General features: G+C 73.4%; 19 protein-coding genes and 1 pseudogene. 12 read left to right on the top strand and 8 right to left on the bottom strand.

Annotation, left to right across the window (positions count from 1 at the left end):
• Positions 1 to 64: 64 nt before the first annotated feature.
• From ABZ721_RS30320 to ABZ721_RS30310, 3 genes are all read left to right on the top strand, one after another.
• Positions 65 to 1,255, top strand: a complete 1,191-nt coding sequence (locus tag ABZ721_RS30320) for a helix-turn-helix domain-containing protein (RefSeq protein ID WP_358791952.1) — start codon at positions 65 to 67, stop codon at positions 1,253 to 1,255.
• A 187-nt stretch (positions 1,256 to 1,442) separates the two neighbouring features.
• On the top strand, positions 1,443 to 2,414 hold the full coding sequence (locus tag ABZ721_RS30315; RefSeq protein WP_358791951.1) for a fatty acid desaturase: 972 nt from the start codon (positions 1,443 to 1,445) through the stop codon (positions 2,412 to 2,414).
• Positions 2,415 to 2,515: 101 nt separating this feature from the next.
• Entirely contained in the window at positions 2,516 to 3,262 is a 747-nt protein-coding gene (locus tag ABZ721_RS30310) for a DUF4232 domain-containing protein (RefSeq protein WP_358791950.1), read from the top strand.
• On the opposite strand, the gene ABZ721_RS30305 is transcribed toward ABZ721_RS30310, so the two are convergent.
• The 7 genes from ABZ721_RS30305 to ABZ721_RS30275 all read right to left on the bottom strand — a co-directional run bounded on the left by ABZ721_RS30305 (position 3,243) and on the right by ABZ721_RS30275 (position 10,361).
• Entirely contained in the window at positions 3,243 to 3,911 is a 669-nt protein-coding gene (locus ABZ721_RS30305) for a class F sortase (protein WP_358791949.1), read from the bottom strand. The genes ABZ721_RS30310 and ABZ721_RS30305 overlap by 20 nt on opposite strands.
• 5 nt (positions 3,912 to 3,916) lie before the next feature.
• Positions 3,917 to 4,768 (bottom strand): DUF4397 domain-containing protein, encoded by an 852-nt coding sequence (locus tag ABZ721_RS30300; RefSeq protein WP_358791948.1) that lies wholly within the window; start codon positions 4,766 to 4,768, stop codon positions 3,917 to 3,919.
• A 42-nt stretch (positions 4,769 to 4,810) separates the two neighbouring features.
• Positions 4,811 to 6,001: a hypothetical protein gene (locus ABZ721_RS30295; RefSeq protein WP_358791947.1), complete on the bottom strand. Its 1,191-nt coding sequence runs from the start codon at positions 5,999 to 6,001 to the stop codon at positions 4,811 to 4,813.
• Positions 6,002 to 6,184: 183 nt separating this feature from the next.
• Positions 6,185 to 6,634: a hemerythrin domain-containing protein gene (locus tag ABZ721_RS30290; protein WP_358791946.1), complete on the bottom strand. Its 450-nt coding sequence runs from the start codon at positions 6,632 to 6,634 to the stop codon at positions 6,185 to 6,187.
• 138 nt (positions 6,635 to 6,772) lie between these two features.
• Entirely contained in the window at positions 6,773 to 7,822 is a 1,050-nt protein-coding gene (locus ABZ721_RS30285) for a TolB-like translocation protein (protein WP_358791945.1), read from the bottom strand.
• 71 nt (positions 7,823 to 7,893) lie between these two features.
• A complete protein-coding gene (locus ABZ721_RS30280) occupies positions 7,894 to 9,270 on the bottom strand; it encodes an MFS transporter (protein WP_358791944.1) in 1,377 nt (458 codons plus the stop codon).
• Between the two features lie 206 nt (positions 9,271 to 9,476).
• On the bottom strand, positions 9,477 to 10,361 hold the full coding sequence (locus ABZ721_RS30275) for a glycosyltransferase (RefSeq protein ID WP_358791943.1): 885 nt from the start codon (positions 10,359 to 10,361) through the stop codon (positions 9,477 to 9,479).
• Positions 10,362 to 11,162: 801 nt separating this feature from the next.
• On the opposite strand from ABZ721_RS30275, the gene ABZ721_RS30270 reads away from it, so the two are divergent.
• The 7 genes from ABZ721_RS30270 (at position 11,163) to ABZ721_RS30240 (ending at position 21,106) form a co-directional block, all read left to right on the top strand.
• Positions 11,163 to 12,275: a Gfo/Idh/MocA family oxidoreductase gene (locus tag ABZ721_RS30270; RefSeq protein WP_358791942.1), complete on the top strand. Its 1,113-nt coding sequence runs from the start codon at positions 11,163 to 11,165 to the stop codon at positions 12,273 to 12,275.
• A gap of 52 nt (positions 12,276 to 12,327) precedes the next feature.
• Positions 12,328 to 13,350: an NAD-dependent epimerase/dehydratase family protein gene (locus ABZ721_RS30265; protein WP_358791941.1), complete on the top strand. Its 1,023-nt coding sequence runs from the start codon at positions 12,328 to 12,330 to the stop codon at positions 13,348 to 13,350.
• A gap of 8 nt (positions 13,351 to 13,358) precedes the next feature.
• Entirely contained in the window at positions 13,359 to 14,504 is a 1,146-nt protein-coding gene (locus ABZ721_RS30260; protein ID WP_358791940.1) for a DegT/DnrJ/EryC1/StrS family aminotransferase, read from the top strand.
• Positions 14,501 to 15,322 carry a NeuD/PglB/VioB family sugar acetyltransferase gene (locus ABZ721_RS30255; RefSeq protein ID WP_358791939.1) on the top strand — a complete coding sequence of 274 codons (822 nt, stop codon included), beginning with the start codon at positions 14,501 to 14,503 and terminating at the stop codon, positions 15,320 to 15,322. The genes ABZ721_RS30260 and ABZ721_RS30255 overlap by 4 nt, the downstream gene beginning before the upstream one ends.
• Complete coding sequence (locus ABZ721_RS30250) at positions 15,319 to 16,434, top strand: DegT/DnrJ/EryC1/StrS family aminotransferase (protein WP_358791938.1); 1,116 nt, start codon at positions 15,319 to 15,321, stop codon at positions 16,432 to 16,434. Before ABZ721_RS30255 ends, ABZ721_RS30250 begins: the two co-directional genes overlap by 4 nt.
• Before the next feature lie 183 nt (positions 16,435 to 16,617).
• Positions 16,618 to 19,914, top strand: coding sequence for a DUF4082 domain-containing protein (locus ABZ721_RS30245; RefSeq protein WP_358791937.1), 3,297 nt, complete (start codon positions 16,618 to 16,620; stop codon positions 19,912 to 19,914).
• Positions 19,915 to 20,059: 145 nt separating this feature from the next.
• Positions 20,060 to 21,106, top strand: a complete 1,047-nt coding sequence (locus ABZ721_RS30240; RefSeq protein ID WP_358791936.1) for a glycosyltransferase — start codon at positions 20,060 to 20,062, stop codon at positions 21,104 to 21,106.
• Between the two features lie 35 nt (positions 21,107 to 21,141).
• On the opposite strand, the gene ABZ721_RS30235 is transcribed toward ABZ721_RS30240, so the two are convergent.
• Positions 21,142 to 21,825, bottom strand: coding sequence for a hypothetical protein (locus ABZ721_RS30235; protein WP_358791935.1), 684 nt, complete (start codon positions 21,823 to 21,825; stop codon positions 21,142 to 21,144).
• Between the two features lie 74 nt (positions 21,826 to 21,899).
• On the opposite strand from ABZ721_RS30235, the gene ABZ721_RS30230 reads away from it, so the two are divergent.
• Together ABZ721_RS30230 and ABZ721_RS30225 are read left to right on the top strand one after the other, a co-directional pair.
• Positions 21,900 to 23,948: an O-antigen ligase family protein gene (locus tag ABZ721_RS30230; RefSeq protein ID WP_358791934.1), complete on the top strand. Its 2,049-nt coding sequence runs from the start codon at positions 21,900 to 21,902 to the stop codon at positions 23,946 to 23,948.
• Positions 23,948 to 24,691, top strand: a pseudogene (locus ABZ721_RS30225) (glycosyltransferase family 2 protein); the annotation flags it as partial. The gene ABZ721_RS30230 and the pseudogene ABZ721_RS30225, both read left to right, overlap by 1 nt.
• Between the last annotated feature and the right edge of the window lie 188 nt (positions 24,692 to 24,879).

The following is a 24,879-nucleotide window of genomic DNA, read 5'->3' as shown; positions in this document are numbered from 1 at the left end:
GCAGTGGCTACTGGGGAGTACCGTCGCATCACTCGAGCCACTCAGCGGAAGGAACTCCGCCACGGTGCGACAGACCCTAGAACTGGCCGATGAGCCGTTCAGCCAGATCCCCCCGGAACTCGCCCACCACCTCCGGCCCTTCCTGGACGCGATCCGGAAGGAGGTGGTGACCGCCATCCAGGCCGAGATCCCCGAGTACGACCGCCCCACGAACGACACGTACACCAAGACCATCCACACCGGCGTGGAGCTGGGCCTGAACCTGCTGCTGGACCGCCTGTCCACGCCGGGCATCAGCGCGCAGGAGGTCATCGGGATCTACCGCGGCATCGGCCGCGGCGAGGCCAGGGAGGGGCGCAGCCTCGACTCCTTCCAGGGCGCGCTCCGCATCGCCGCCCGCATCTCCTGGCGCCGCATCGTCACCCTCGCCGACGCCGACGTCCTGCCGCGCGAGGTCCTCGGCCTGCTGGGCGAGGCCGCGCTCGTCCACATCGACGAGATCGCCACGGCCACCTCCGCCGGGTACGCGGAGGCCCAGTTGCACCTGGCGGGCGAGTTGCAGCGGCGCCGGCTGCGGCTGTTCGACATGCTGATCGCGGAACAGCCGCCCACCGAGGAGGCCATCCGCGACCTCGCCCACGCCGCCCACTGGGCCGTGCCCACCTCGCTGGCCGTGGTCGTCGTGGACCACCACTGGGAACGGGACACCCTCTACCCGATCCTGCCGCCCGACTTCCTGGCCCGCTTCGACCAGCGGCCCGGCTGCGTCGTCGTCCCCGACCCGGGCGGCCCCGGACGGACCCGGGCGGTGGACTCGGCGCTGCAGGGCCACCGCGCGGCTCTCGGCCCCACGGTCGGCCTGACGGAGGGCGCCAGATCGCTGCGCTGGGCGATGGACGCGCTGAGCCTGGCCCGCCGGGACGTCCTGCCGGGCGGCGAGGTCGTACGCTGCTCGGAGAACCTCGCCACCATGCTGCTCTTCCAGGACGAGGCCCTGGTGGACGCGCTGGCCGAACGCCATCTGGGCCCGCTGGAGCGGATGCGCCCGCCGTACCGGGCCCGCCTCGCCGACACCCTGCTCTGCTGGCTGCAGTGCAGCCGCAACGCCAACGAGGTGGCCGGGCGGCTCGGCATCCACCCGCAGACCGTCCGCTACCGGCTGCGCCAGCTCGACGAGCTGTTCGGCGACCGGCTCCAGGACCCCGACGCGCGCTTCGAGATGGAACTGGCACTGCGGGTGCAGCAGTTGCGGTGAGCCAGGCCCGGTGAACCGGCCGCGGTGAGCCGGCCGGCCCCCACGCCGCCGGTCCGCGTTGTCAGTCGGGTGATGAGCGACTCCTTCCGGTTGCGCCGCCACCGCGTAGCACCCCTGCTTACCCGTGAGTAAGGTGCCGCCCACCCGACCGCACAGCGCCCGAAGCGCAGCGTCAAGGAGGGTCCCGATGACTCAGCCGAACCCCAGCGCGCCCGCCGGCCCCACCCCCGCTTCCGAGCCACCGTGGGGTGAGCGGATGGGCACCTCCGACCGGGTGGTCGTGGGCGTCTTCGCCGGCATCCCCTTCGTCGCGGTGATCGCCTCGGTCGTCGTCCTGTGGGGCTGGGGCATCGGCTGGCACGAGGTGGTGATCGGCGCGGTGATGTACGCCGTCGTCATGCACGGCGTCACCGTCGGCTACCACCGGCTCTTCACCCACAAGGCGTTCCGCGCCGCCCGGCCGCTGAAGATCGCCCTCGCCGTCGCGGGGATGATGGCGGTCGAGGGCGACGTCATCACCTGGTGCGCCGACCACCGCCGCCACCACCAGTTCGCGGACCAGCCCGGCGACCCGCACTCCCCCTGGCGGTTCGGCACCTCGGTGCGCGCGCTGCTCAAGGGCATGGTGTGGGCCCATGTCGGGTGGACGTTCAACAACGAGAAGACGAACCAGGCGCGCTACGTCCCCGACCTGCTCGCCGACCGCGACCTGGTCCGGCTCGCCCGCTGGCAGCCGCTGATCGTGCTGGCCTCGTTCGGCCTGCCGGCCGTGGCGGGCGGCCTGTGGGGGCCGGGCACCTGGGACAGCGGAGCCGCGTGGTCGGCGTTCTTCTGGGCCGGGCTGGTGCGCATCGGCCTGCTCCACCACGTCACCTGGTCCGTCAACTCGATCTGCCACGTGGCCGGGGCCCGCCCCTTCCGGTCCCGGGACCGCTCGGGCAACGTCTGGTGGCTGGCCGTGCTCTCCGGCGGCGAGTCCTGGCACAACCTGCACCACGCCGACCCCACCTCCGCCCGGCACGGTGTCCTGCGCGGCCAACTCGACTCCAGCGCCCGCCTCATCCGGATCTTCGAGAAGCTCTCCTGGGCCCGCGCGGTGCACTGGCCCGACGAGCGCCGTCTCGCCGCGCGCACGGTGACGGCGGACCCGGCGCCGTGACGGACGAAGCGGCAGGCCGCGTTCCGCTGGAACCGCGGCCCGTGCCCCGCGCGTGATCGCTCAGAGAGATCACCGCGCCGCACGCAGAGAGCTGGGGACCCATGACCGCATCGCTGAACCGACTGCCCCGCCACGGGGTGGCGATCCTGGCCATGGCAGTCCTGAGCGCGGGCGCCGTGGCGTGTTCGTCCTCGGTGGAGGGCGCACGGTCCAGCGGAGTCCCCAACCACGCCCCGAACACCCCGGCCCCCGCCAGGGCCACCCCGAAACCCGCCCCCACCCCGACCGCCACGCCGTCGGCCACCGCCCCCGCCCCCACCGCGGCGGGCGAGACGCCCGGCAGCCTCTCGGCACAGGACGACACCACCGCCGCCACCACGGACACCACGTCCACGGTGGTCGACCTCGCGTCGATCCCCCGCTGCCGCACCGCCGACCTCAAGGCGGGCTTCGACGCGGCCGGCGGCGCCGCCCCGGACATGGGCTCGACGCAGCAGACCCGCGCCTCGGTCTACTTCACCAACATCAGCCGCCACACCTGCTCGCTGATCGGCTTCCCGGGCGTCGACATCATCGGCGACCGCGACACGGACGGCACGTGGTCGCTGACCCGCTCCTCGATCGCCCCCACCAAGATCCTGCTCAAGCCCTCCAACACCACGAGCTTCTCCATCACCCTGCTGCCCACCACGCTCCCCGCCGCCGAGTCCTTCCAACCCGCCCTGGTCCGCATCACCCCGCCCGACGAGGAGACCCCGTTTTCCCTGAAGTGGCCCTGGGGCGGTTCCATCACCCGCCAGGACGCTGCCACCCACCCGGGCACCTTCGTCAACCCGATGGGCTCGTGACCCGGAGGGCGCGCTCCGGGCTGTCGAGGACGGCGAAGGCCACCGTGTTGTCGGGGTAGTGGTGGTTGGTCCAGGGGCCGGCGCAGGTGATCAGGCGGAGTTGCGGGGTGGGTCGCGGGCCGTAGACCTCGGTGGTGGGGAAGCGGTTCTTGGCGTACCGCCGGATCGACGTCACGCGGAAGCGGACGCTGCTGCCGTCGTGGAGGCCCACGGTGATCAGGTCGCCGGGGCGCAGGGACGACAGGCGGGCGAAGACGGCGGGGCCGTCGCGGGAGTCGATGTGGCCCACCAGGACCGCCGGGCCGATCTGCCCGGGGGCGGGGCCGCCGCCGAACCAGCCCGCGCGCTCCGGGCGCACCGGTACCTGGAGCGCTCCGGTGGGCGACAGGCCGAGGGTCTCCAGCGAGGTGCGCACCGAGATGGCCGGGATGGACAGCGACGTGGGGGCCGGCGGCGCCGTGGCGGAAGGGTACGGATCAGGGGCCGGGGCGGCCGTCCGGACGGTCCGGGCGCCGCCGGCGGACGCGTCGGCGTGCGTCAGGTGCGGGCCGAGCCCCACCGCGCCGCCGACCGCCGACGCCGCACCGAGCAGGGCCAGCGCCCCGAGCGCGACCCGGTGCGGCGGGCGGGGCCTGGCGTGGCGTCCCATCGGGCTCAGGTCCGCCGCAGACGCCGCACGGCGAAGAGGGCCGCGCCCAGCCCCAGGACCAGGGCGGCGCCCCAGCCTGCCACCTCCGCCGCGGACGTCGTGGCGGCGGGCTCGCCGAGACCGCCGAGCCCCGCCTCGACGCCCCCGCCCGGCTGCGTGGCGGGCCCGCTGGAGTCGGTCAGGTCGAGCAGCTTCGGCGCGGCGCCCGTCGAGGACAGCACCACCAGCGTGTGGGTGCTGCGCCCCGCCAATTGCAGCGTGCGGCTGACGCTGGCGGTACCCGCGGTGACCTTCACGGCGGTCGCCCCGGCCCGCACCGTGCTGTACGGGGTCGAGGTCGGGAAGCGCAGCGGGCTCGGGTCGTTGCCCGCGACCTGCACGGCGACGGAGGGCTGGTTCAGCGACGCCTGGATCACCCGTATCCCGGCCCGGTCCTGCGGGGCGGAGAGCTGGTCGGCGAGGGTCCGCAGTTCGAGCGCGGTCCCCGGGCCCAGGCCGGCCACCGTGTAGGCCTTCCCCTGCTCGACCCGCACGGTGGTGGAGATCACCGGGGCGACGGAGGGCGCCGCGCCCGCCACCCGCATCGCCACCGTGTACTGCCCGCCGTCGACCGTCTCGTACGGCGAGGCGTCACCGTAGGCGACGTTCTTGAGCACCAGCGCGGCCTTCGAACCGCCGAACGGGTACAGGTAGACGTCGACGGCGGGAGCGCCCGGGGAGAAGTGGGCGAGCCGCAGCCAGCCGCTCGACCCGGCGGGGGCCGCGTTCGCGGTCGCGGCGGCGGGACCGGCCAGCACGGCGGTGCACAGCGCGGCGGAGAGCAGGACGGCCGCGGGCCTGCGGACGGAAAGCGTCATACGAGGAAGCCTTTCTGGCGGGCTGACGGTGATCGGAGGTGGTCACGGCGCCGGGTCGGTCCGCTGGGTGACCGGCGCCGGCTGGGAGTACAGGAGGCTGAGCACCGCGGCGGGCCCCGCTCGCGTCTCCGTCCGCAGCGGCCGGTAGGGCGCCTGCTGGGCGGCGATCAGCGTCCGCAGGGCGACCGCCGGCTGCGCCGGGCCCGCCGCGGAGACCGTGTCGATGACGGAGATCTCCACCCCGTTGCGCGGGACGCCGGCGCCGGCTCCCGGCGCGGCCGGGGCGAAGGACACCACGGTCAGGGTGTGCCCGCTGCTCAGGGTCGCGAGCAGGGCGCAGATCCGCATGTCGACCAGGCCCCGCTCCAGCGGGGCGCGCGCCGCGCCGGTGAAGGTGAGGCGGCTGTTGGCGGCGAGTGCCGCGCCCGCGAGTCTGCGGTCGGCGAGGTCGGCGGCCGACGCCCGCTCGTAGGAGGCCCGGCCGGCGTGCGCGACGGCCTGGATCGTGACCGCCCGGGACCCGGTGCCGAACGTGGCGAGCGGCTGCGCGGCCGTCACCGCCGTGAGGGCGGACCCCATGCGGGCCCGCAGCGTCGAGGTGAGGACCGCGACGTCCGCGCTCTGCAGCTCCAGCGCGCTGTCCTTGACCCACACCGTCGAGGAGGCGGGGAAACCGAGCGCGGCGAGGGAGCCGCACATGGCCGCGTCGCAGGCGACCACATGGCCGGGGCCGACGTTGCTGATGATCCACCGGGCGGTCGCGGCACGGACGTCGGACGACGGCCCGGTGTCGAGGAGCACCGGCGGCCCGTTCGGGACGGGCACCGCGCGCGGCCGCGCCCCGACCGGGTCGCTGTTCACCGTGGCGAACACGACCCCCGCCGAGATCAGCCCGACGATGGCCGCCACCGCGGCGCCGACGAGGAACCGGCGGCCCGCCGAACTGCCGGTGCCGCGGGCGGGAAGGCGCGGTGCCGACCGGGGGCGAGCGCGCACGAAGGGCGCGGAGGGGAGGGCGGAGCGGAGGCCGCGCAGGCGGGCCCGCAGGGGCCGCGGCCGTCCGGCGGGCTCCCCCGGTAGGCGGGCCCGCAGGTGCGGCGGGGCCGCGAGGATCACTTCGTCGGGCCACCCGGAGCCGCCGTGGTCACGGCGCGACGGCTCGGACCTCGCGGGCGTGCCCGGCGGACGCGCCCGGTCGGCCGGCCGGCGCGGTTCGAAGAAGTCCTGTGGCATGGCACTCGTTTGAGGGAGGGCGGCCGGGCGGGCTGAAGCGCCGTACGGGCGCTCCCCGTTCGCCCCGGCGTGTTCGTGAGGACACCCGCTGTAACTGCAAGCAGGTTCGAATATCAGCACAGTTGGCGGTGGCTGGCAAGGGTTGCCGCACACCTCGCCCGGCCACGGTCGCGGTGCGGCGGATCAGGCGTGCGCCGCACGCCAGGCCGCCATGGCGACGTTCCACTCCTCGCCGCTGAGGGCCGTGAGCGCCGCCGGGAAGAGGCCGTCCTCCTCCTTGCTGATGTGCAGCGCGAGTTCACCGATGGCCGTGCGCACGAGCGTTCGGTAGCGGAGGTCGGCGAGATCACCGGCGGCGAGCAGCGCGCCCAGCTCCCGGTGTTCGGCCTGGAGCGCCTCGATGTAGTCGCGGTACTCCTCGTCCCGGGCCATCACCGCGAACAGGCCGTCCTCCTCACCGCGCCAGTGGTCGCGCAGCTCGGCAGCCATCAGGTCGAGGTGGGCGCGGGCGACGGACAGCTCGCCGGCGTCCAGGGCGCGCACCACCGAGCCCGCGTGGTCGGTCACCGACTCGTGCTCCGCGATGAAGTCCCTGATCAGCGGGATCTCGCGGCAGCCGCAGTAGTGGCACACCCCGCGGTCCTCCCTCCGGTAGGCCGGCGCGTGGACCGCTCCGTGGACCTTTCCGTGGACCGCTCCCCGCCGTCCGAGCCATCGGAGCACCGGTCGCGGCCGGCGGTGCCGAGACCGGGCCGCGCGTGGCCCCGGTTTTCACCCGACCGGGCGCCCCGGGGCGGGGCCCTGCAGCGGGGCCGGGGAGGAGGCGCCGTGGATCAGCAGGCGGGGCGTGCCGGTGCCGTCGGCGGGAACGGTCCACAGGTCGGTGCTCCCGACCGTTCCCTCCGTGGGCAGCGCGTAGGCGACGGTCCGCTCGTCGAGCCAGGTGGCCTGGTCGTCCACGCTGTGGTGCTCGGCGAGCGGCGTCTCGCGCAGCGTGCGCAGGTCCAGCACGTACTCGCGCCACAGCGCGGCCCCGCGCAGCGCGCGCTTCTTGAACGCGATGCGGGTGCCGTCCGGGGAGAGCGAGGGGCACTCGACGTTCTGCGTCACGGTGGCGACCGAGCGCCCGGAGACGGACCCCTTGACGAGATAGGTCTTGCCGCCGGTCGCCAGCGTGGCGTAGAAGGTGTCGTCGTCCGCGGCGAAGGTGACGCCCCAGAAGTTCACGTCCACGGCGTGGTACTTCCGGCCCTCCAGGGAGATGCTGAACTCCTCCAGGTTGGCCGTGAGCTGCCAGGTCCGGGTGTCCAGGATCGCGGTGCGGGTGGAGAAGAACGCGGAGCCGTACGACTCCCCGCCGACGAAGACGGTCCAGGCGGCCAGATGGCCGCTGGGTGAGACCCGGGCGCGGCTGGGCGTGCCGGCCAGCGGGAAGCTGCGCCGCGTCTTCAGGTTCGCGTCCAGGATCAGGGCCCGGTTGTTCTGCGCGAGCGCGCCGGGGGTGGACTGCAGGCAGACGCCCGTGCCGGCCGCGGCGTAGAAGCGCTGGCACTTGACGCCGGATGCGGTGCGTCCCGCCGCCGGTTCGGTGGCCGGCACCGTGGCCATCTCGGTGAGGTGCGGGCCGCGGGCGCCGTTGAGGAACGCGACCTTCCCGGACTGCGTCAGCGCCACCTTCCCGGAGCTGACCGAGGGCCCGCCCGCCTGCGGCTGGTTCTTCCGGTCCGCCCGGTCGGCGGCGTGCAGGACCAGCCCGATGCCCAGGCCCGCGAGGAGCAGCACCGCCGTGGCGAGGATGAGCAGGCGGCGTCTGGGCGTCATCGGAGTCCTCGCGGGTGTCGGTTCGGAAGGGGCGGCCCTGGATGCCGAGGGCGTCGGGGCGCGCTGCGGGCTCATGGCCGGCCGCCGGACGGCCGCAGCACCACGCCCGCGACGAGGGCGCAGCCGAGCAGGCCCACCGCGGACCCGGCCAGTGCCGGGGCGTCCCCCCAGACCGTCCAGGCCGCGCCGAACGCGATCGAGCAGCAGAATCGGGCCAGCGCCTGGCCGGTTCCGACCAACGCCAGCCCACTGGCGCGCAGTTGCTCGGGGACGATGGCGGAGACCGCGGCCGGCAGCACGCCGTCGGTCGCGGCGTAGAACATGCCGTGCAGCGCGAGGACGAGATACGGCAGGGCCGGCAGGTCGGGGGCCCAGAGCAGCAGGGTGTACGCGACGAGCAGCAGGGCGTGCCCCACGAGGAAGACCACCCGCCGCCCGACCCGGTCGGCCAGGGTGCCGACCGGCACCGCCAGCAGCAGGAACACCGCGGCCGTGCCGAGCGGCATCAGCGGGAACCAGTACTCGCTGATGCCGGTCCGGCGCTGCAGCAGCAGGTAGACGAAGGCGTCGCTGACGGTGGTCAGGCCGAGCAGCACGGCGCAGGCGGCGAGTCCGCGCAGCCGCGGCAGGCGCAGCAGCCGCAGCGCCTCGCGGATGTCGACGGGCCGTTTCCCGACCGTATCGGCATCGGCATCAGCATCGACATCGGCACCGGCACCGGCACCGGCAGGACGCCCGTCCCCGGCGTCCTTGATGTCCGGGTCGCCCGTGCTGTCCGTGTCCTTCGCGGCACCCGGGACGGCACGCGCGGTGCGTGTCTTCCCCGGGACGAACAGCACCAGCACCAGCACGCCCAGCACCGCAACGCAGGCGCTGACGCCGAAGACGGCGTCGTAGCCGTCGGTCGCCGCGCGCAGGATCAGGAAGGCGGCGACGGGGCCGAGCACCGCGCCGGTGGTGTCCATCGCCCGGTGCACGCCGAAGGCCCGGCCCTGGAACTCCGCGGGCGTGGACAGGGAGATCATCGCGTCGCGCGGCGCGGTGCGCAGCCCCTTGCCGGTGCGCTCCAGCGCGAGCACCACGCCCAGCGGCCCCAGGCTGTGGACGAGGAGCAGCAGCGGCTTGCAGACCGCGGACAGTCCGTAGCCGATCCCGGCGATGAGCTTGTGGTTGCGGACCCGGTCCGCGAGGTGGCCGCCGGTGAGCTGGACCAGCGCGCTGACGCCGTTGTAGACGCCGTCGAGGGTGCCGAAGCCCAGCGGGCTGAGGCCGAGTCCCACCACGAGGTACAGCGGCAGCACCGCGGTGACCATCTCCGAGGAGATGTCGGTGATGAGGCTGACCGCGCCCAGCGCGAACACCACGGAGGAGACCCCGAAGCGGCGTCCGCGCGTACGGCCCGGTGCGGTGGTCCCCTCGGCGGGGGCGGCGCGGTCCGCGAGATACATGCTCAGGTGCTCCCGTTGCCGTGGTGGCGGAATCGGCGGAGGAGTGACCGGCGCAGCCGAGGCCGTCCCTGTGCTCGAACCCTTACGTGAACGCGAACTCGCACGCGAACCCGGTGCTCGAACGTGCGAATGACACTTTAATGGCTGTATGTGAGGGCGGAGGTGCTTCTCGGAGAACGCGGGGTGGAACGGGCGTTAACGGCAGGTCAGCCCTGCCGGCTGCTCTCGTCCCGCAGCCAGGTGCCGAAGTCCTTCGACCGGATGGCCTTCCGCGACCCCCGCCGGGCCACCAGGGCCGCCCAGAGGAAGACCACCACGCCGGGGGCCAGTCGGGGTTCGGCGCGCAGGATCGCCAGCAGGTCCTTCGTGCCGGTCCGGGCGGACGGCGGGGCCGCCGCCTCCCCCGCGCCCCCGGTGCTCCCGGCGCCCTCCTGCCGCTGGTGGTGCTCCAGTTGGGCGGACGACGTCGCCGCCCGGATCCGCCGCTTGATCAGGTCGGACCAGGTGCGCGGCGGATGGACGACGACCCGGGCCGTGTGGACCACGAGCCGCTCGTCGGGGGCGAAGGCGAGCGAGGCCGCGAGATCGTCGGCCATCAGCGGGGGCAGCGCCGCGATCCGGGCGTGCCCCGCCTCGGAGACCGCGATGACGCCGCGGCCGAACAGTCCCTGGCGCACGGCCGGCAGCCGCTGCCAGACCCGGTAGTAGGCCCGGACCCGCCACGCGCAGCCGGCCAGCGGCAGGTCGCGTTCGGGAGCGGTGGCCAGGATCGTCGACGAGTCGTCGAGCGACTGGACCAGCGCCCTGACGTCCGAGGTCGTGATCACTACGTCGGCGTCCACGTACAGCCGCGGAAAGCCGCGCGCGTGCTCGTCGCCGACCCGCAGCGCGCGGTGCTTCGAGGGCTCCGCGATCTCGACCACCCGGACGTCGGTGCCCCGGCGCGCCGCGACCTGCGCGGTGTCGTCCGTACAGCCGTTGCACACCACGACGATGTCGAACTCGTCGGCGCAGGACTCCGCGAGGAGCGCGTCGAGGAGTCGGCCGATGACCCGGCCCTCGTTGTGCGCCGGGATCACGATGCTCGTCACCCGGGCAGTATGACCGCAAGCGCGACGGGTGCGGAGTGTTTCGCCCAACTGTCCCCCCGGCTGCGTCCGGTGGTCTAGATTGAGCGTCGGCGGACCGGTTTGGGCGGGCAAAGTGACCCCGGACGGACAGGTTCCGGCAATGCTGCGGCCAATCCTGGGAAACTTGGGGTGGATTGGGTGCAGCAGTGGCTCCATCGGGCCCGGGTGTGCTTCACCGGATCCGTCGCACCGCACGCGCGTCAGGGTTCCGTCGTGGGGACGACACGGCGGCACTCGTCACAGCAGGTCAGCACGGACTCCGGCTGCGGGGGGCAGGTTGCAGCGGGTGGTCCGTCATCGTCCGGTCAGGTGTAAGACCCACGTACTCACGCCCAACCACCGGTGCCCGCACCGCACTTCCGCCATCCGCACGGACGGCGGACACGAACGCGGGGTCGCCGGCGGTCGGGCGGAGTACGTAGAGCACCGTGGTGGGGGGAGCATGACCGTTGAGCAGGTCACGCATGAGTCACAGGTTGTGGAACGCGGGAGTCCGGACATCCGCCGACGCCGTTCGGCAGGAGATCACCCGGGCATCCCGCTGGTCGCGGACGGCCTCGCCGCCGCGGTCGCCGCTCCGGGCGGGCGTACGCCCCGCCATCGGCTGACAGCACGCCGGGCACCGGACCGCGCCGGGAGCACACCGCTCCGCGCCGGGCCGCCGCACGGCTGCGGCGATGTGCCCGCGGATCCCCCGCACCCCACCCACGCCTCTGAACTGTCGATGCGTCAGCCAACGTGCACGAAGGGACGTCGAACACTGTGACGGACACTGCGAAGGACGCCGTGAAGGGCGCCGTGAAGGACACCGGTGCTCCCGCCGCGGGACCGGCCGAGCCACTGGGCGTCGCCGTGGTCGGCGCCGGCTACTGGGGGCCCAACCTCGTCCGCAACTTCCAGTCCAGCCCGAAGTTCCGGCTCCGCCACCTCTGCGACCTCGACGTGGAGCGGGCCGAGCGGGTGCTCGGCGCGTACTCCACCGTCAACGCCACCGCGGACTACGCGGCGGTCCTCGCCGACCCGGCCGTGGACGCCGTCGCCGTGGCCACACCCGCCGGCACGCACCTGGACGTCGCCCTGGCGGCGCTGCGCGCGGGCAAGCACGTCCTGGTCGAGAAGCCGCTGGCCGCCACGTACGCGGACGGCCTGCGGCTGGTGACCGAGGCCGAGGAGCGCGGCCTGACGCTGATGTGCGACCACACCTACTGCTACACGCCCGCGGTGAGTCACATCCGCGACCAGGTCCGTTCCGGGGAGCTCGGCGAGATCCACTACGTCGACTCCGTCCGGATCAACCTCGGGCTCGTCCAGAAGGACATCGACGTCATGTGGGACCTCGCCCCGCACGACCTGTCGATCCTCGACTTCATCCTCCCCGACCACGTCGAGCCGGTCGCGGTCGCCGCGCACGGCGCCGACCCGATAGGCGCCGGCCAGGCCTGCGTCGCCTATCTGACGCTGCAGCTCAACACGGGCGCCATCGCGCACGTGCACGTCAACTGGCTCTCCCCCACCAAGGTGCGCACCACCATGGTCGGCGGATCGAAGCGCACCCTGATCTGGGACGACCTCAACCCCGCGCAGCGCGTGGCGGTCTTCGACCGCGGGGTGGAGCTGTCCACGCCGCAGGAGATCGGTGTCGACCAGCGCCGGGACATGCAGATCTCCTACCGGACCGGCGCCATGGTGGCGCCGGCGATCGGGGAGAAGGAGGCGCTGCGCAGCATGGTCGACGAGTTCGCCGCGGCCATCCGCGAGCGCCGGGCGCCGCTGACCGACGGCCGGGCCGGCCTGCGGGTGCTGGACATCCTCGAGGCGGCCTCCCGGAGCCTGGAGTTCCGCGGCGCGGTCGTCGGGCTGCGTTCCGGCCGGTGAGCGTGCGGACAGTTGTGGGCCAGACGATGACCGAATCTGTGGGGGAAGAGCGTTGAGCAGCGTACGAGGCAAGAAGATCCTGGTGACCGGCGGGGCGGGCACCATCGGTTCCAACCTGGTCGACCTGCTGGTCGACAACGGGGCACGCGAGATCGTCGTGCTCGACAACTTCGTGCGGGGGCGGATGGCCAACCTGGCCCAGGCGCTGCCGAGCGGAGTCGTGGAGGTCGTCGAGGGCGACATCCGCGACCTGGCGACGGTCCGCAAGGTCACCGAGGGCGCCGACCTGGTCTTCCACCTGGCGGCGATCCGCATCACGCAGTGCGCGGAGGAGCCCCGGCTGGCCAACGAGGTGATGGTCGACGGCACGTTCAACGTGCTGGAGTCGGCGGCCGCGGCCGGAGTGGGCAAGGTGATCGCGTCCTCGTCGGCCTCGGTCTACGGCCTGGCCGAATCGTTCCCGACGACCGAACGCCACCACGCCTACAACAACGACACGTTCTACGGGGCGGCGAAGGCCTTCAACGAGGGCGTCCTGCGCAGTTTCCACGCGATGTACGGGCTGGACTACGTGGCGCTGCGCTACTTCAACGTCTACGGGCCCCGGATGGACATCCACGGCCTGTACACCGAGGTCCTCATCCGCTGGATGGAGCGCATCGTGGGCGGCGAGCCGCCGCTGATCCTCGGCGACGGAACGCAGACCATGGACTTCGTCCACGTCCGGGACATCGCGCGGGCCAACCTGCTGGCCGCGGAGTCGGACCTCACCGACGAGGTGTTCAACGTCGCCAGCGGGACCGAGACGAGCCTGCGCGACCTCGCGCTCGCCCTGCTCGACGCGATGGGCGCCGACCTGGAGCCGGAGCACGGCCCCGCCCGCTCGGTGAACGGCGTCACCCGCCGCCTGGCGGACACCACGCGGGCCGCCGAGCGGCTCGGCTTCACCGCGCAGATCGACCTGCGCACCGGGCTGCGCGACCTGGTGGACTGGTGGCAGGCGGAGCGGGCCTCCGACGCCGCGGCTGCCGCTGCCGCCGGCACGCCGGCCACCGACCCGGCGGCCGCGCGATGAGCGCCCCGGTGGAACCGGAGCTCGCCCGCATCCCGGTGATGATGCCGTGGCTCGGCGCGGAGGAGGCGGACGCGGCCGCCGCGGCCGTGCTGTCCGGCTGGGTCGCCCAGGGGCCGCGCGTCGCGGAGTTCGAGCGCGCCTTCGCGGAGCGGGTGGGCGCCGAGCACGCCGTCGCGGTCAGCTCCTGCACCGCCGCCCTGCACCTGGCGCTGGTCGCGCTGGGCCTGGGCCCCGGCGACGAGGTCGTCGTCCCGTCGCTGTCGTTCATCGCCACCGCCAACGCGGTGCGCTACGTCGGGGCCGAACCCGTCTTCGCGGACGTGGAGGAGGCCACCGGCAACCTGACGGCGGCCACCGTGGACGCGGTCAGGACCGCGCGCACCAAGGCAGTCCTCGCCGTCCACCAGGGCGGCGTGCCGGCCGACGTGCACGCGCTGCGCTCCGCGTGCGCGGACTGGGACGTGGCGCTGGTCGAGGACGCGGCCTGCGCGATCGGCTCGACCGTGGGCGGCAAGTCCGTCGGCCACGGCGCGCTGCTCGCGGCCTGGTCCTTCCACCCCCGCAAGGTGATCACCACCGGCGAGGGCGGCATGCTGACCACGGACGACGCGCAGTGGGCGGAGCGGCTGCGGCGGCTGCGCGAGCACGGGATGAACGCGTCCGCCGCCCAGCGGCACGCGAGCAGCACCCCGATCCTGGAGAGCTATCTCGAGGTCGGCTACAACTACCGGATGACCGACATCCAGGCCGCGGTCGGCCTGGTCCAGCTCGGGAAGCTGGACGCGGTCGTCGCCCGCCGGCGCGCGCTCGCGGCGCGCTACGAGGCGCTGCTGCGCGACGTTCCCGGGCTGTCGCCGGTGCGCGACCCGGCCCACGGCCAGGGCAACTTCCAGTCCTACTGGGTGCTGCCGGCCGCGGACTTCCCGGTGGGCCGGGACGCGCTGCTCGCCGCGCTCGCCGCGGCCGGGATCTCGGCCCGGCGCGGCATCATGGCGTCCCACCTGGAGCCCGCGTACGCGGGGCACCCGGCGGCGCCGCTGCCCGTCACCGAGCGGATCAGCCGTGACTCGCTCATCCTGCCGCTGTTCCACACGATGACCGAGGCCCAGCAGGACCGGGTCGTGGCCGTCCTCCGTGAGCAGGCCGGCGGATGAGCGGGGCAGCGGGCCCGGACCCCGCCAGATCCGGGCCCGCCGCCACGGACCTCGTGATCGTCGGGGCCGGCGGGTTCGCCCGGGAGACCGCGCAGGCCGTGCGGGCGGTCAACGCGGACGACGCGGCCCGCGGTCGCGCCCCGCGCTGGCACCTGGCCGGCCACCTGGACGACAACCCCGCCCTGCACGGGCGGGACGTGGACGGGGTGCCGGTGCTGGGCGGGTGCGAGCGGGTGCACGACCTGCCCGGCGCCCGTGTGGTCGTCTGCGTCGGCAGCCCGCGGGACTACGCCGCACGGGCCCGGCTGGTGCGGCGGCTGGACCTGCCGCAGGACCGTTTCGCCACCGTGGTGCACCCCACCGCGGCGGTGTCGGACTCCTCGGTCCTCGGACCCGGCACGGTCCTGCTGGCGCACAGCGTCCTGACGGCCGCCGTGCTGGTGGGCGCGCACGTCGCGGTGATGCCGCACGTGGTACTGACCCATGACGACGTGGTCGGCGACTTCGCGACGCTCGCCTCCGGGGTCCGGCTCGGCGGGGGGACGCGGCTGGGGAGGGGCGCCTATGTGGGATCGGGCGCCCTGGTCCGCGAGGCCACGACGGTCGGCGCCTGGTCGCTGGTCGGGATGGGGAGCACCGTGCTCGGCGACGTACCGCCGGGCGAGGTGTGGATCGGCAGCCCCGCGCGCCGGCTGCGCGAGGCCGGGGGGCCGGCGCTCGACGAGCTGCGGGCCGAGGCTGCCGGGAGTGACGCGAGTGCCGAGGGTCAGGACGCCGGCAGGGGGCCGGCGACACGGATGGGGAGTCCAGTCACATGAACCAGATACCGCTTGTCGACCTCAAAGCAGCACATGCCGAAGTCGCCGACGAAGTGCGCCGTGGATTCGAGCGCGTCCTGGCCGGCACCGCCTTCATCGGCGGTGACGAGGTCAGGGAGTTCGAGCGCGAGTACGCCGGCTTCGGCGGCGTCGCGCACTGCGTGGGCGTCGCCAACGGCACCGACGCCCTCGAACTGGCCCTGCGCGCCAGCGGGGTCGGCGTCGGCGACGAGGTGGTGCTGCCGGCGAACACCTTCATCGCCACCGCCGGCGCGGTCGCCAGGATCGGCGCCCTGCCGGTGCTGGTGGACTGCCTGCCCGACAGCTTCCTGATGGACCCCCACGCCGCGCTGGACGCGGTCGGCCCGGCCACCCGCGCGGTGGTCCCGGTGCACCTGTACGGGCAGTGCGCCGAGGTGGGCGAGCTGGCCGCAGCGCTTCCCGCGCACGTGCGGGTCGTCGAGGACGCGGCGCAGAGCCAGGGCGCGACGCGCCACGGCCGCACCCCGGGCAGCGGCGGCATCGCCGCGACCAGCTTCTACCCGGGCAAGAACCTCGGCGCCTACGGCGACGCGGGCGCGGTGCTGACCGACGACGCGGAGCGGGCCGATCTGGTGCGCGCGCTCGCCAACCACGGCGGTGTCGCCAAGTACCGCCACGACGTGGCCGGGTTCAACAGCCGGCTCGACGGGCTGCAGGCCGTCGTGCTGCGGGCGAAGCTGGCCCGGCTCGCCGACGGGAACGCGGCCCGGCGGGCCGCGGCGGCCCGCTACGACGCGCTGCTGGGCGACCTGGCGGCGGCCGGGCGCGTGGTGCTGCCCACCACGGTCGACGGCAACGCGCACGTGTGGCACCTGTACGTCGTCAAGGTCGCCGGGGCGGACCGCGACGACGTCGTGGGCAAGCTCAACGCCGAGGGGATCGGGGCGGGGGTGCATTATCCGGCCGCGGTTCACCTGACCCCGGCCTTCGGCCATCTCGGCCACCGGCGCGGGGCCTTCCCGCACGCGGAGGACGCGGCGGACCGGATCCTGTCGCTGCCGCTGTTCCCGCAGATCACCCCCGAGCAGCAGCAACGGGTCGTGGACGCTCTCACCGCCGCCCTGCGCTGACGCCCGCCGCGGACGGCCCGCCGGCGCCCGTCCCCGACCGGGAGCGGGCGGCGGCTCCCGTCCCGCCGCTCCACCTTCGTCCCGCCTCACCGAGCCGGGTCACTGCACTGCCGCTGAGAGGTACAGATGCACAGAAGGAGCAGATTGCTCCGGGGCGGATTGTTCGCCCTGGCCACCGCATTGATGACAGCCGTCCTTCCGCCGCTGGCCGTGGTCGCCACCGCGGCCGATCCCTGCGGATCGGGCGGCAACCCCGTCGCGTGTGAGAACTCCAAACCGGGCACCCCGATGGAGGAGTGGTTCTCACCCAGCGCGTACGGCAACGTCCAGGGGTTCACCACCCAGGTCAGCTACCAGGCCGGCGAGACCGTCCAGTTCAAGGTCCAGTCGCCGACGCCCTACCATGTGTCGGTCCTGCGGCTCGGCTACTACGGCGGCAACGGCGCGCGGATGCTGTCGACCGCGGCCCAGGCGGCGGTGACCTACCCCGCCAACTTCACCAAGGACGGCACGCCCAACACCCCCATCGACACGACGGTGGTCGACGGGGTGCCGGACGGCAAGCCCCGCAACTGCGTCACCAAGCCGTCCACCGGCCTGGTGGACTGCGGCAACTGGCCCGTCACCGCCAGCTTCGCGCTGCCGGGCGACGCGGTCTCCGGCCTGTACGTGGCCAACTTCGACCAGGCCGACGGCGAGGGGGTGATGCCGTACCCGTTCATCGTCCGCAACGACTCCAGCCACTCCGACATCGTCGTGCAGGCCGATGACGAGACCTGGCAGGCGTACAACCGCTGGGGCGGGCAGAACCTCTACGACGGCGCCGGCCCCGCGCCGGACGGCCGCGCGTACGAGGTCAGCTACAACCGGCCGATGGACATCGGCGGCGACAACGGGATCTACGGGTCCGAGTACGAGATGATCTCGTGGCTGGAGCAGAACGGCTACGACGTCAGCTACATGAGCGGCCTGGACGTCTCGACCCGCGGCTCGCAACTGCTGAACCACAAGATGTTCATGTCGTCGGGCCATGACGAGTACTGGACCCAGGACCAGTTCACCAACGTGCTCAACGCGCGGCACGCGGGGGTGCACCAGACGTACTTCAGCGGCAACGAGGTCTTCTGGAAGACCCGGTTCACGCCGAGCAACGACGGCACCAGCACCGCCAACCGCACCCTGACCTGCTACAAGGAGACCAAGCGGTTCCTCGCGACCCCCGACGGGATCCCCGACCCCAGCGGCATCTGGACCGGGACGTGGATGGACCCCAACAGCACCGCGGGCGGGCAGCCCTTCCAGCCGCAGAACATCCTGACGGGCACGATGTTCACGGTCAACGGCTACCGCAGCGACGCGATCACCGTGCCCGGCACGTTCGCCAAGCAGCGGCTGTGGCGCAACACCACGGTCGCGAACCTGACCCCGTCCCAGACCGCCACCTTCCCGACCGGGACGCTCGGCTACGAGTGGGACAGCGACCTGTCGACCAGCACCCGGCCGGCGGGGCAGATCAACATGTCGTCGACCACGGTCGACATCAACGACGGCAAGCTCCGCCTCGACTACGGCAACACGTACGGCAACGGGACCGCGACCCACAGCCTGGTCGCCTTCCGCGACCAGACCTCGCACGCGCTGGTGTTCGGCACCGCCACCGTGCAGTGGTCGTGGGGCCTGACCAACATCCCGACGAGCAACCCGAACGACACCGTGGTGACCGCCGACAAGCGGATGCAGCAGGCCACGGTGAACATCCTGGCCGACATGGGCCTGCAGCCGAAGACGCTGCAGAGCGGCCTGGTCCTGGCGTCGGCCTCCACCGACACCGTCGGCCCGACCATCAGCGTCACCAGCCCGGCCGCCAACGTCACGGTGCCCGCGCTGAAGCCGATCACCATCAGCGGGACCGCCGCCGACTCCGGCGGCGGCGTGGTGGCGCGGGTGGAGGTGTCCACCGACGGCGGCGCCACCTGGAACCCGACGACGGGCCTGACGTCCTGGAGCTACAGCTGGACGCCGACGGCCCCGGGCGCGGCGCAGATCAAGGTGCGCGCGGTGGACGACACCGTCAACATCGGTGCCACCACCACGGTCCCGCTGACGGTGGGACCGCAGCAGTGCCCCTGCACCGTGTGGCCGGCCGCGGCCGTGCCCGGCACGGTCAACGCCGGTGACGGCAGCGCGCTGGAGCTCGGGGTCAAGATCCGCTCCTCGGTGCCCGGCGCGATCACCGCGGTCCGGTTCTACAAGTCCCCGGCCAACGTCGGGACGCACACCGGCAGCCTGTGGAGCGCCAGCGGCCAGCGCCTGGCCACCGGGACGTTCACCAACGAGACGGCGTCCGGCTGGCAGCAGCTGAACTTCTCCTCGCCGGTGCCGGTGAAGGCGAACACCACCTATGTGGCGTCGTACTTCGCGCCCGGGGGCGGGTACTCCTACGACAACACCTTCGCCGGGAACTCCGCGGGGCTGGCACCGTTCACGGCGCTGCAGAACGGCACCGACGGCGGGAACGGCGTGTACCACTACGGGGCGACCAGCGCGTTCCCGTCGACGGCCGCGGCCGGCAGCAACTACTGGGTGGACGCGGTCCTGGACACCTCGACCGCGAGCACCGTCCCGCCCACGGTCACCATCACCACCCCGCAGTCCGCGGCGACCGGTGTGCCGATCACGTCCACGGTGAAGGCCACCTTCAGCGAGGGCATCGAGGCCGAGTCGCTGGTGTTCACCCTGAAGGACTCGGGCGGGGCGACCGTGCCCGGCAGCAAGGTGCTGACCTCGGTGAACAGTGCGACGTTCACCCCGTCCACCGAGCTGGCGCTGAACACCACGTACACGGCGTCGGTGCAGGCCTCCGACCTGTGGGGCAACACCATGGCGGCGCCGACGACGTGGAACTTCACCACCAGTCCGACGCCACCCGCGGTGAACTGCCCGTGCACCCTGTGGAACACGAGCACGGTGCCGAGCACGGTCAACGTGACCGGTGACGCCAACTCCCTGGAGCTGGGCACCCGGTTCCAGTCGGCGGTCAACGGCTACATCACCGGCGTCACCTTCTACAAGGGTCCGGGCAACACCGGCACCCACACCGGCAGCCTGTGGTCGTCCACCGGCACGCTCCTGGCGACCGGCACGTTCGGCAGCGAGACCACGTCCGGGTGGCAGCAACTGCTCTTCGCCACCCCGGTCCCCGTCACCGCGGGCACCAACTACGTGGCCTCGTACCACGCGCCGAACGGCAACTACGCGGTCGACGGGGCCTACTTCACCGGGGCCCACCAGTCGTATCCGCTGGTCGCTCCGGCCGACGGCAGCGGCGGGTCCAACGGGCTCTACGCGTACGGGACCACCTCGTCGTTCCCGAACAACACCTTCGGGTCCGTGAACTACTGGGTCGGTCCGATCTTCACCACGACGCCGCCGACCCTGGACCAGAGCAACGGGTCCACGGAGGTGGTCCCCACCCAGTAGTCCCGCCGCCGGTCCGGGGCCCCGCGCCCCGGGCCGGTCCGCCCGACCACGTCTCCTCTCCGTACCCACCGGTCCGGGCCGGGGGAGGCGGCCAGGCAGCTCTGGCCGCCTCCCCCGGGGCCGACCGGGGATTGGCTTCCCACCGATGAGCACTGTCAGCGTCGTGATCCCCTGCTACAAGTACGGCCACTTCCTGGCCGACTGCGTGCGCAGCGTGCTGGACGAGCAGGAGGGCCTCGACGTCCGGGTGCTGATCATCGACGACGCGTCGCCCGACGACTCCGCACAGGCCGCGCACGCGCTGGCGGCCGCCGATCCGCGGATCGAGGTCCGCGTCCACGCGCGGAATCAGGGGCACATCGCCACCTACAACGAAGGCCTGCTGGAGTGGGCGGACGGCGACTACGTCGTCCTGCTCTCGGCGGACGACCGGCTCGTGCCCGGGGCGCTGGTGCGGGCCGCGGCGCTGCTGGACGCCCATCCGGAGGCCGGTTTCTGCTACGGCCGGCCGCTGCGCTTCCAGCACGGCGGCCCGCTGCCCGCGGCCCGCACCCGCAGCACCGGCTCCGTGGTCTATCCCGGGCAGTGGTGGCTGGAGCGGCGCTTCCGCGAGGCGACCGGCTGCATCACCTCGCCCGAGGTCGTCGTCAGGACCAGCCTGCAGCGCAAGGTGGGCGGCTACGACCCGGCGCTGCCGCACGCGGGCGACATCGAGATGTGGATGCGGCTGGCGTCGCACGCCGACGTCGGCTACGTCCAGGGGGCCGACCAGGCCTTCTACCGGGTGCACGGCAACAACATGTCCACCACCGACTTCGGCGGGCAGCTCGACGACCTGCGCCAGCGCCGCGTCGCGTACGACGCGGTGCTCGACAAGTGCGCGGACCTGCTGCCGCACGCCGACGAGCTGGCGGACGCGGTCCACACCCGGCTCGCCCGCTTCGCGCTGCGGCGCGCCTACCGGGCCTACGACCGCGGCCGCACCGCCGTGGTCCCGGTCGACGAGCTCGTGGCGTTCGCCGCGGAGTGCCTGCCGGGCTACGAGAAGCTGCCCGAGTACCGGGCGCTGCGCCGGCGGCAGCGGATCGGGGCGCGCACCATGCCGTACCTGCAGCCGCTGGTGCTGTCGGCGGTGGCCGACCGCGGCCGGGAGTGGCTGTGGTGGCAGTCCTGGAAGCGGCGGGGCGTGTGATGCTCGCGCTCCGACTCCGGCGCTGCCCGACCGCCTCAGTGCGGCAGTGCGACCGCCGGGACGCGGTCCTCGGCCGGCCCCGGCCGGCCGGCGCCCGCGGCGCGCCGCTGCCGGCGCCGGCTGACCAGCTGGTCGGTCCACACGGCGGCCAGCACCCCGCCGACGGCGCCCAGCAGCGCCACGCCCGCCAGGGCCCGGCTCCTGGTGCCGGTCTGCGGCGCGGCGCTGGGCGGCACCAGCAGGTCCACGCTCATCCGGGACGCGATCGGGATCCGCTGCGCGGCCTGCATGTCCTGCAGGTGCTTGCCATAGACCTCGACGATCTGCCGCACGGCCGCGTCCGCCGCGACCAGCTGCGCGTGCTCGGCCTGGATCTGCAGCGAGGGGATCAGGTACCGCGGGGTGGCGCTGGTGCCGCTGTTGCGCGGGATGAGCCGGTACTTCCCGTGCACGCCCGCGGCCGCCAGCTCGGCCTCGCCGGCGGACGACTGCAGCTGCTGGATGATCGCGTAGGAGACCGCGGCGAGCGGCGGCTGCAGGTTCGCCAGCTGGTTCGGGTGGTTCCCGGTCACCGGCGGCTTGATCACGACGACCGCGGTGCTCAGGTACGACTGGGGCGGCTGCAGCACCCGGTAGGCCCCGGCGGCGGTCAGCAGCACCGCCAGCGCGAGGACGTACCAGCGGCGGAGCAGCACACGTACGAGCTCGCCAGGCGACACGGCTCTTCCTTCCGTCAGCACCGATACTCGCAGGACGGCGCGGAAGCCGCTACCGGATCCCTGGGGGTGGGGCGATGAGCCTGAGTCAGATCTTCGCGGTGCTGTGCCGGCGCTGGTACCTCATGGTGCCGATCACCCTGCTCAGCCTCTTCGCGGGCCTGTACCTCAACCGGACGGTCCCGGTGTCCTACCAGTCGCAGAGCTCGGTGGCGCTGCTGGATTCGCGGGCGGTCGCCAAGCTGGCGCCCACCTTCGGCAATCCCATCTCGAACGCGGGCGGCTCGCTGGTCGTGACGGCCGACGTGCTGATCAGGACGCTGGCGTCGACCGACGCGGCCCGGGACCTGCACAGCCGCGGGGTCGACGACCCGTACACGGTGGCCTTCGCGGCCAACACCGCGGGCCCGCTGCTGACCTTGACGGTGACCGGCACCGACCGGGACAAGGTGCTCGCCGAGACCACCACCATCACCGACTTCGCCGGCGAGCAGCTGCAGGCCCTGCAGGCCCAGGCCAAGGTGTCGCCCGCGTACTACATCCAGGCCGCGCCGATCGTCCTGCCGCAGGTACCGGTGTCGCAGCTCAAGAGCCGCTACCAGCAGGTGATGGGCGTCATCATCCTGGGGACCGCGACCGCGTTCACCCTCTCGTTCGTGACCGAGAGCGCCGCGCTGACCCGGCGCCGGCGGCGCGCGGGCGCGGACATCGACCCGTGGCCCGCGAAGAAGGTGCCGCGGGGGCTGTGGGGCCGGCAACTGGACGCCACGGCGGTGCTCACCGGGTACCTGGCGCTGGCCCTGTTCATCCCCTCGGACCTGGCGCTGCCCGGCCTCGGCGGGGTCGGCACCCCCGCCAACGTCTTCGCCCTGCTCGGCCTGTTCTGGTACCTGGCGGCCTGGCTCACCGGCCGCATCCGCCCGGCTCCCGGCACCCGGCTGCCCCGGGTGGCGATGTGCGTGCTGGCCGCCGCGATCCTGCTGTCCTACGTCGCGGACGCGACCCGCAGCAGCACCCACAAGGAGGTGCTGGCCGCCGACCGGGGACTGATCGGGCTCCTGGTCTGGGTCTCCCTGGTGGTGCTGGTCTCCGCCGGGATCCAGGACCGCGCCCGCCTGGACGTGCTGCTGCGCCGGGTCGTGGTGATGGGTGCCGTGGTGGCCGCGATCGGCTACTACGACTTCTTCACCGCGACCAACATCGCGGACAAGATCCGCATCCCCGGGCTGAGTTCGAGCGTCGCCCAGATCACCACCCTGGACCGCGGCTCCTTCACCCGGCCGCGCTCCACCACCGCGCAGCCCCTGGAGTTCGGCGGGATGCTGGCCATCCTCGTGCCGTTCGCCATCCAGCAGGCCTTCGACCCGGTGCGCAGGCACCTCAGCGCGCTGCGCCGCTGGGCGCCCGTGGCGCTGATGGGCGGCGCGCTGCCGCTGACGGTGTCGCGGACGTCCATCATCGGCGCCCTGCTGGTCGCCGTCATCATGATGCCCCGCTGGAAGCCGCAGCGGCGCTGGACCGCGATCGGCCTGCTGATCGGCGCGATCGGCTGCTTCAAGGTGATCATCCCCGGGCTGATCGGCACCATCACGACCCTGTTCGCGACGTTCCTGAACAACTCCGACAGCAGCACCCAGGCCCGCACGGTCAAGTACAGCGCGATCGTCCCGTACCTGACCGAACGCCCCTGGTTCGGGCGCGGCTTCGGGACGTTCATGCCCGACCTGTACTTCTTCACCGACAACCAGTACATGCTGACCCTGGCCGAGATGGGCGCCGTGGGGCTGGTCGCGCTGCTGACCTTGTTCATCACCGGCATCCACCAGGGCGGCGCCATCCGCCGCCTGGCGCGGACGGAGTCCGACCGCGAGCTGGGGCAGGCGTTCTTCGCCTCGGCGGTGGTCGCCCTCGTCATCAGCGCGACCTTCGACGCGCTCGGCTTCGCGATGTTCGCGGGCATGTTCTTCCTGACCCTCGGCGCCGGCGGCAGCTACCTGGGCTTCATCCGCCGCGACGCGGCGGCCGGGGCCGCGAAGGCGCCCACGACCACCGCACCCCCCGTACCCGCGCCCCGGACCGACGCGCCCGTCCGGCGCGAGGCCCCCTCCCAACTCGTGGAGTCCTGATGTCCCCCACGCCCCCGCACGACCCGGCGGCCCCGGCCACCGGCCCCGTCGCCGTCCTGGTCGTCACCTGGAACAGCGCCGCGGTGCTCCCGGAGTTCATCGCCTCGCTGCCGGACGGCATGGCCGGGCTGGACTGGCGGCTGGTCGTCGCCGACAACGACTCGGCCGACGACACGGTGGCCGTGCTGCGCGCCCTGGCCCCGGACGCCACCGTCGTGCAGACCGGCCGCAACGCCGGGTACGCCGCCGGGGTCAACGCGGCGCTGGACGCCGCCGCGGGGTGGGACGGCGGCTTCCGGGCCGCGCTGGTGTGCAACCCCGACATCCGCATGCGGCAGGGCTGCGCGAAGGTGCTGGTCGACGCGCTGGGCACCGCGCTGCCCGACGGCGACCGCGTCGGGATCAGCGTGCCGCTGCTGTACGAGGAGGAGGACGGCGCGCCGCTGCACTCGCTGCGCCGCGCGTCGAGTGTGACCCGGGCGCTGGGCGAGGCGGTCATCGGCAACCGCCGGGCCGGCCGCTTCCCGCGCTGGAGCGAACTGGTCACCGACCCGGCCGCGTACGCGGTCCCCACCCGCGCCGACTGGGCGACCGGGGCGCTGATGGCGCTGTCGGCGCAGTGCCTGGAGGAGTGCGGCCGGTGGGACGAGTCGTTCTTCCTGTACTCCGAGGAGACCGAGTACTGCCTGCGGGCCGGGGACCGCGGCTGGGCGACCCGGCTGGAGCCCGCGGCCGGCGCCCTGCACCTGGGCGGCGAGTCGCAGGTCTCACCGCGGCTGTGGACGCTGCTGACGCTCAACCGGGTCCGGCTCTACGGGCGCCGGCACGGCCCGGTGGCATCCTCGGCCACGTCACCGAGAAGCCCAACAGCCGGGGCGCGCTGCTGGACCTGACCGCGGCCCGCCGCGACACCGAGCGGATCGTCAAGGAG

It is taken from the genome of Streptomyces sp. NPDC006733 (genome assembly GCF_040636125.1).
GTDB lineage: Bacteria > Actinomycetota > Actinomycetes > Streptomycetales > Streptomycetaceae > Actinacidiphila.
This window is presented reverse-complemented; position numbering and strand designations above follow the sequence as displayed.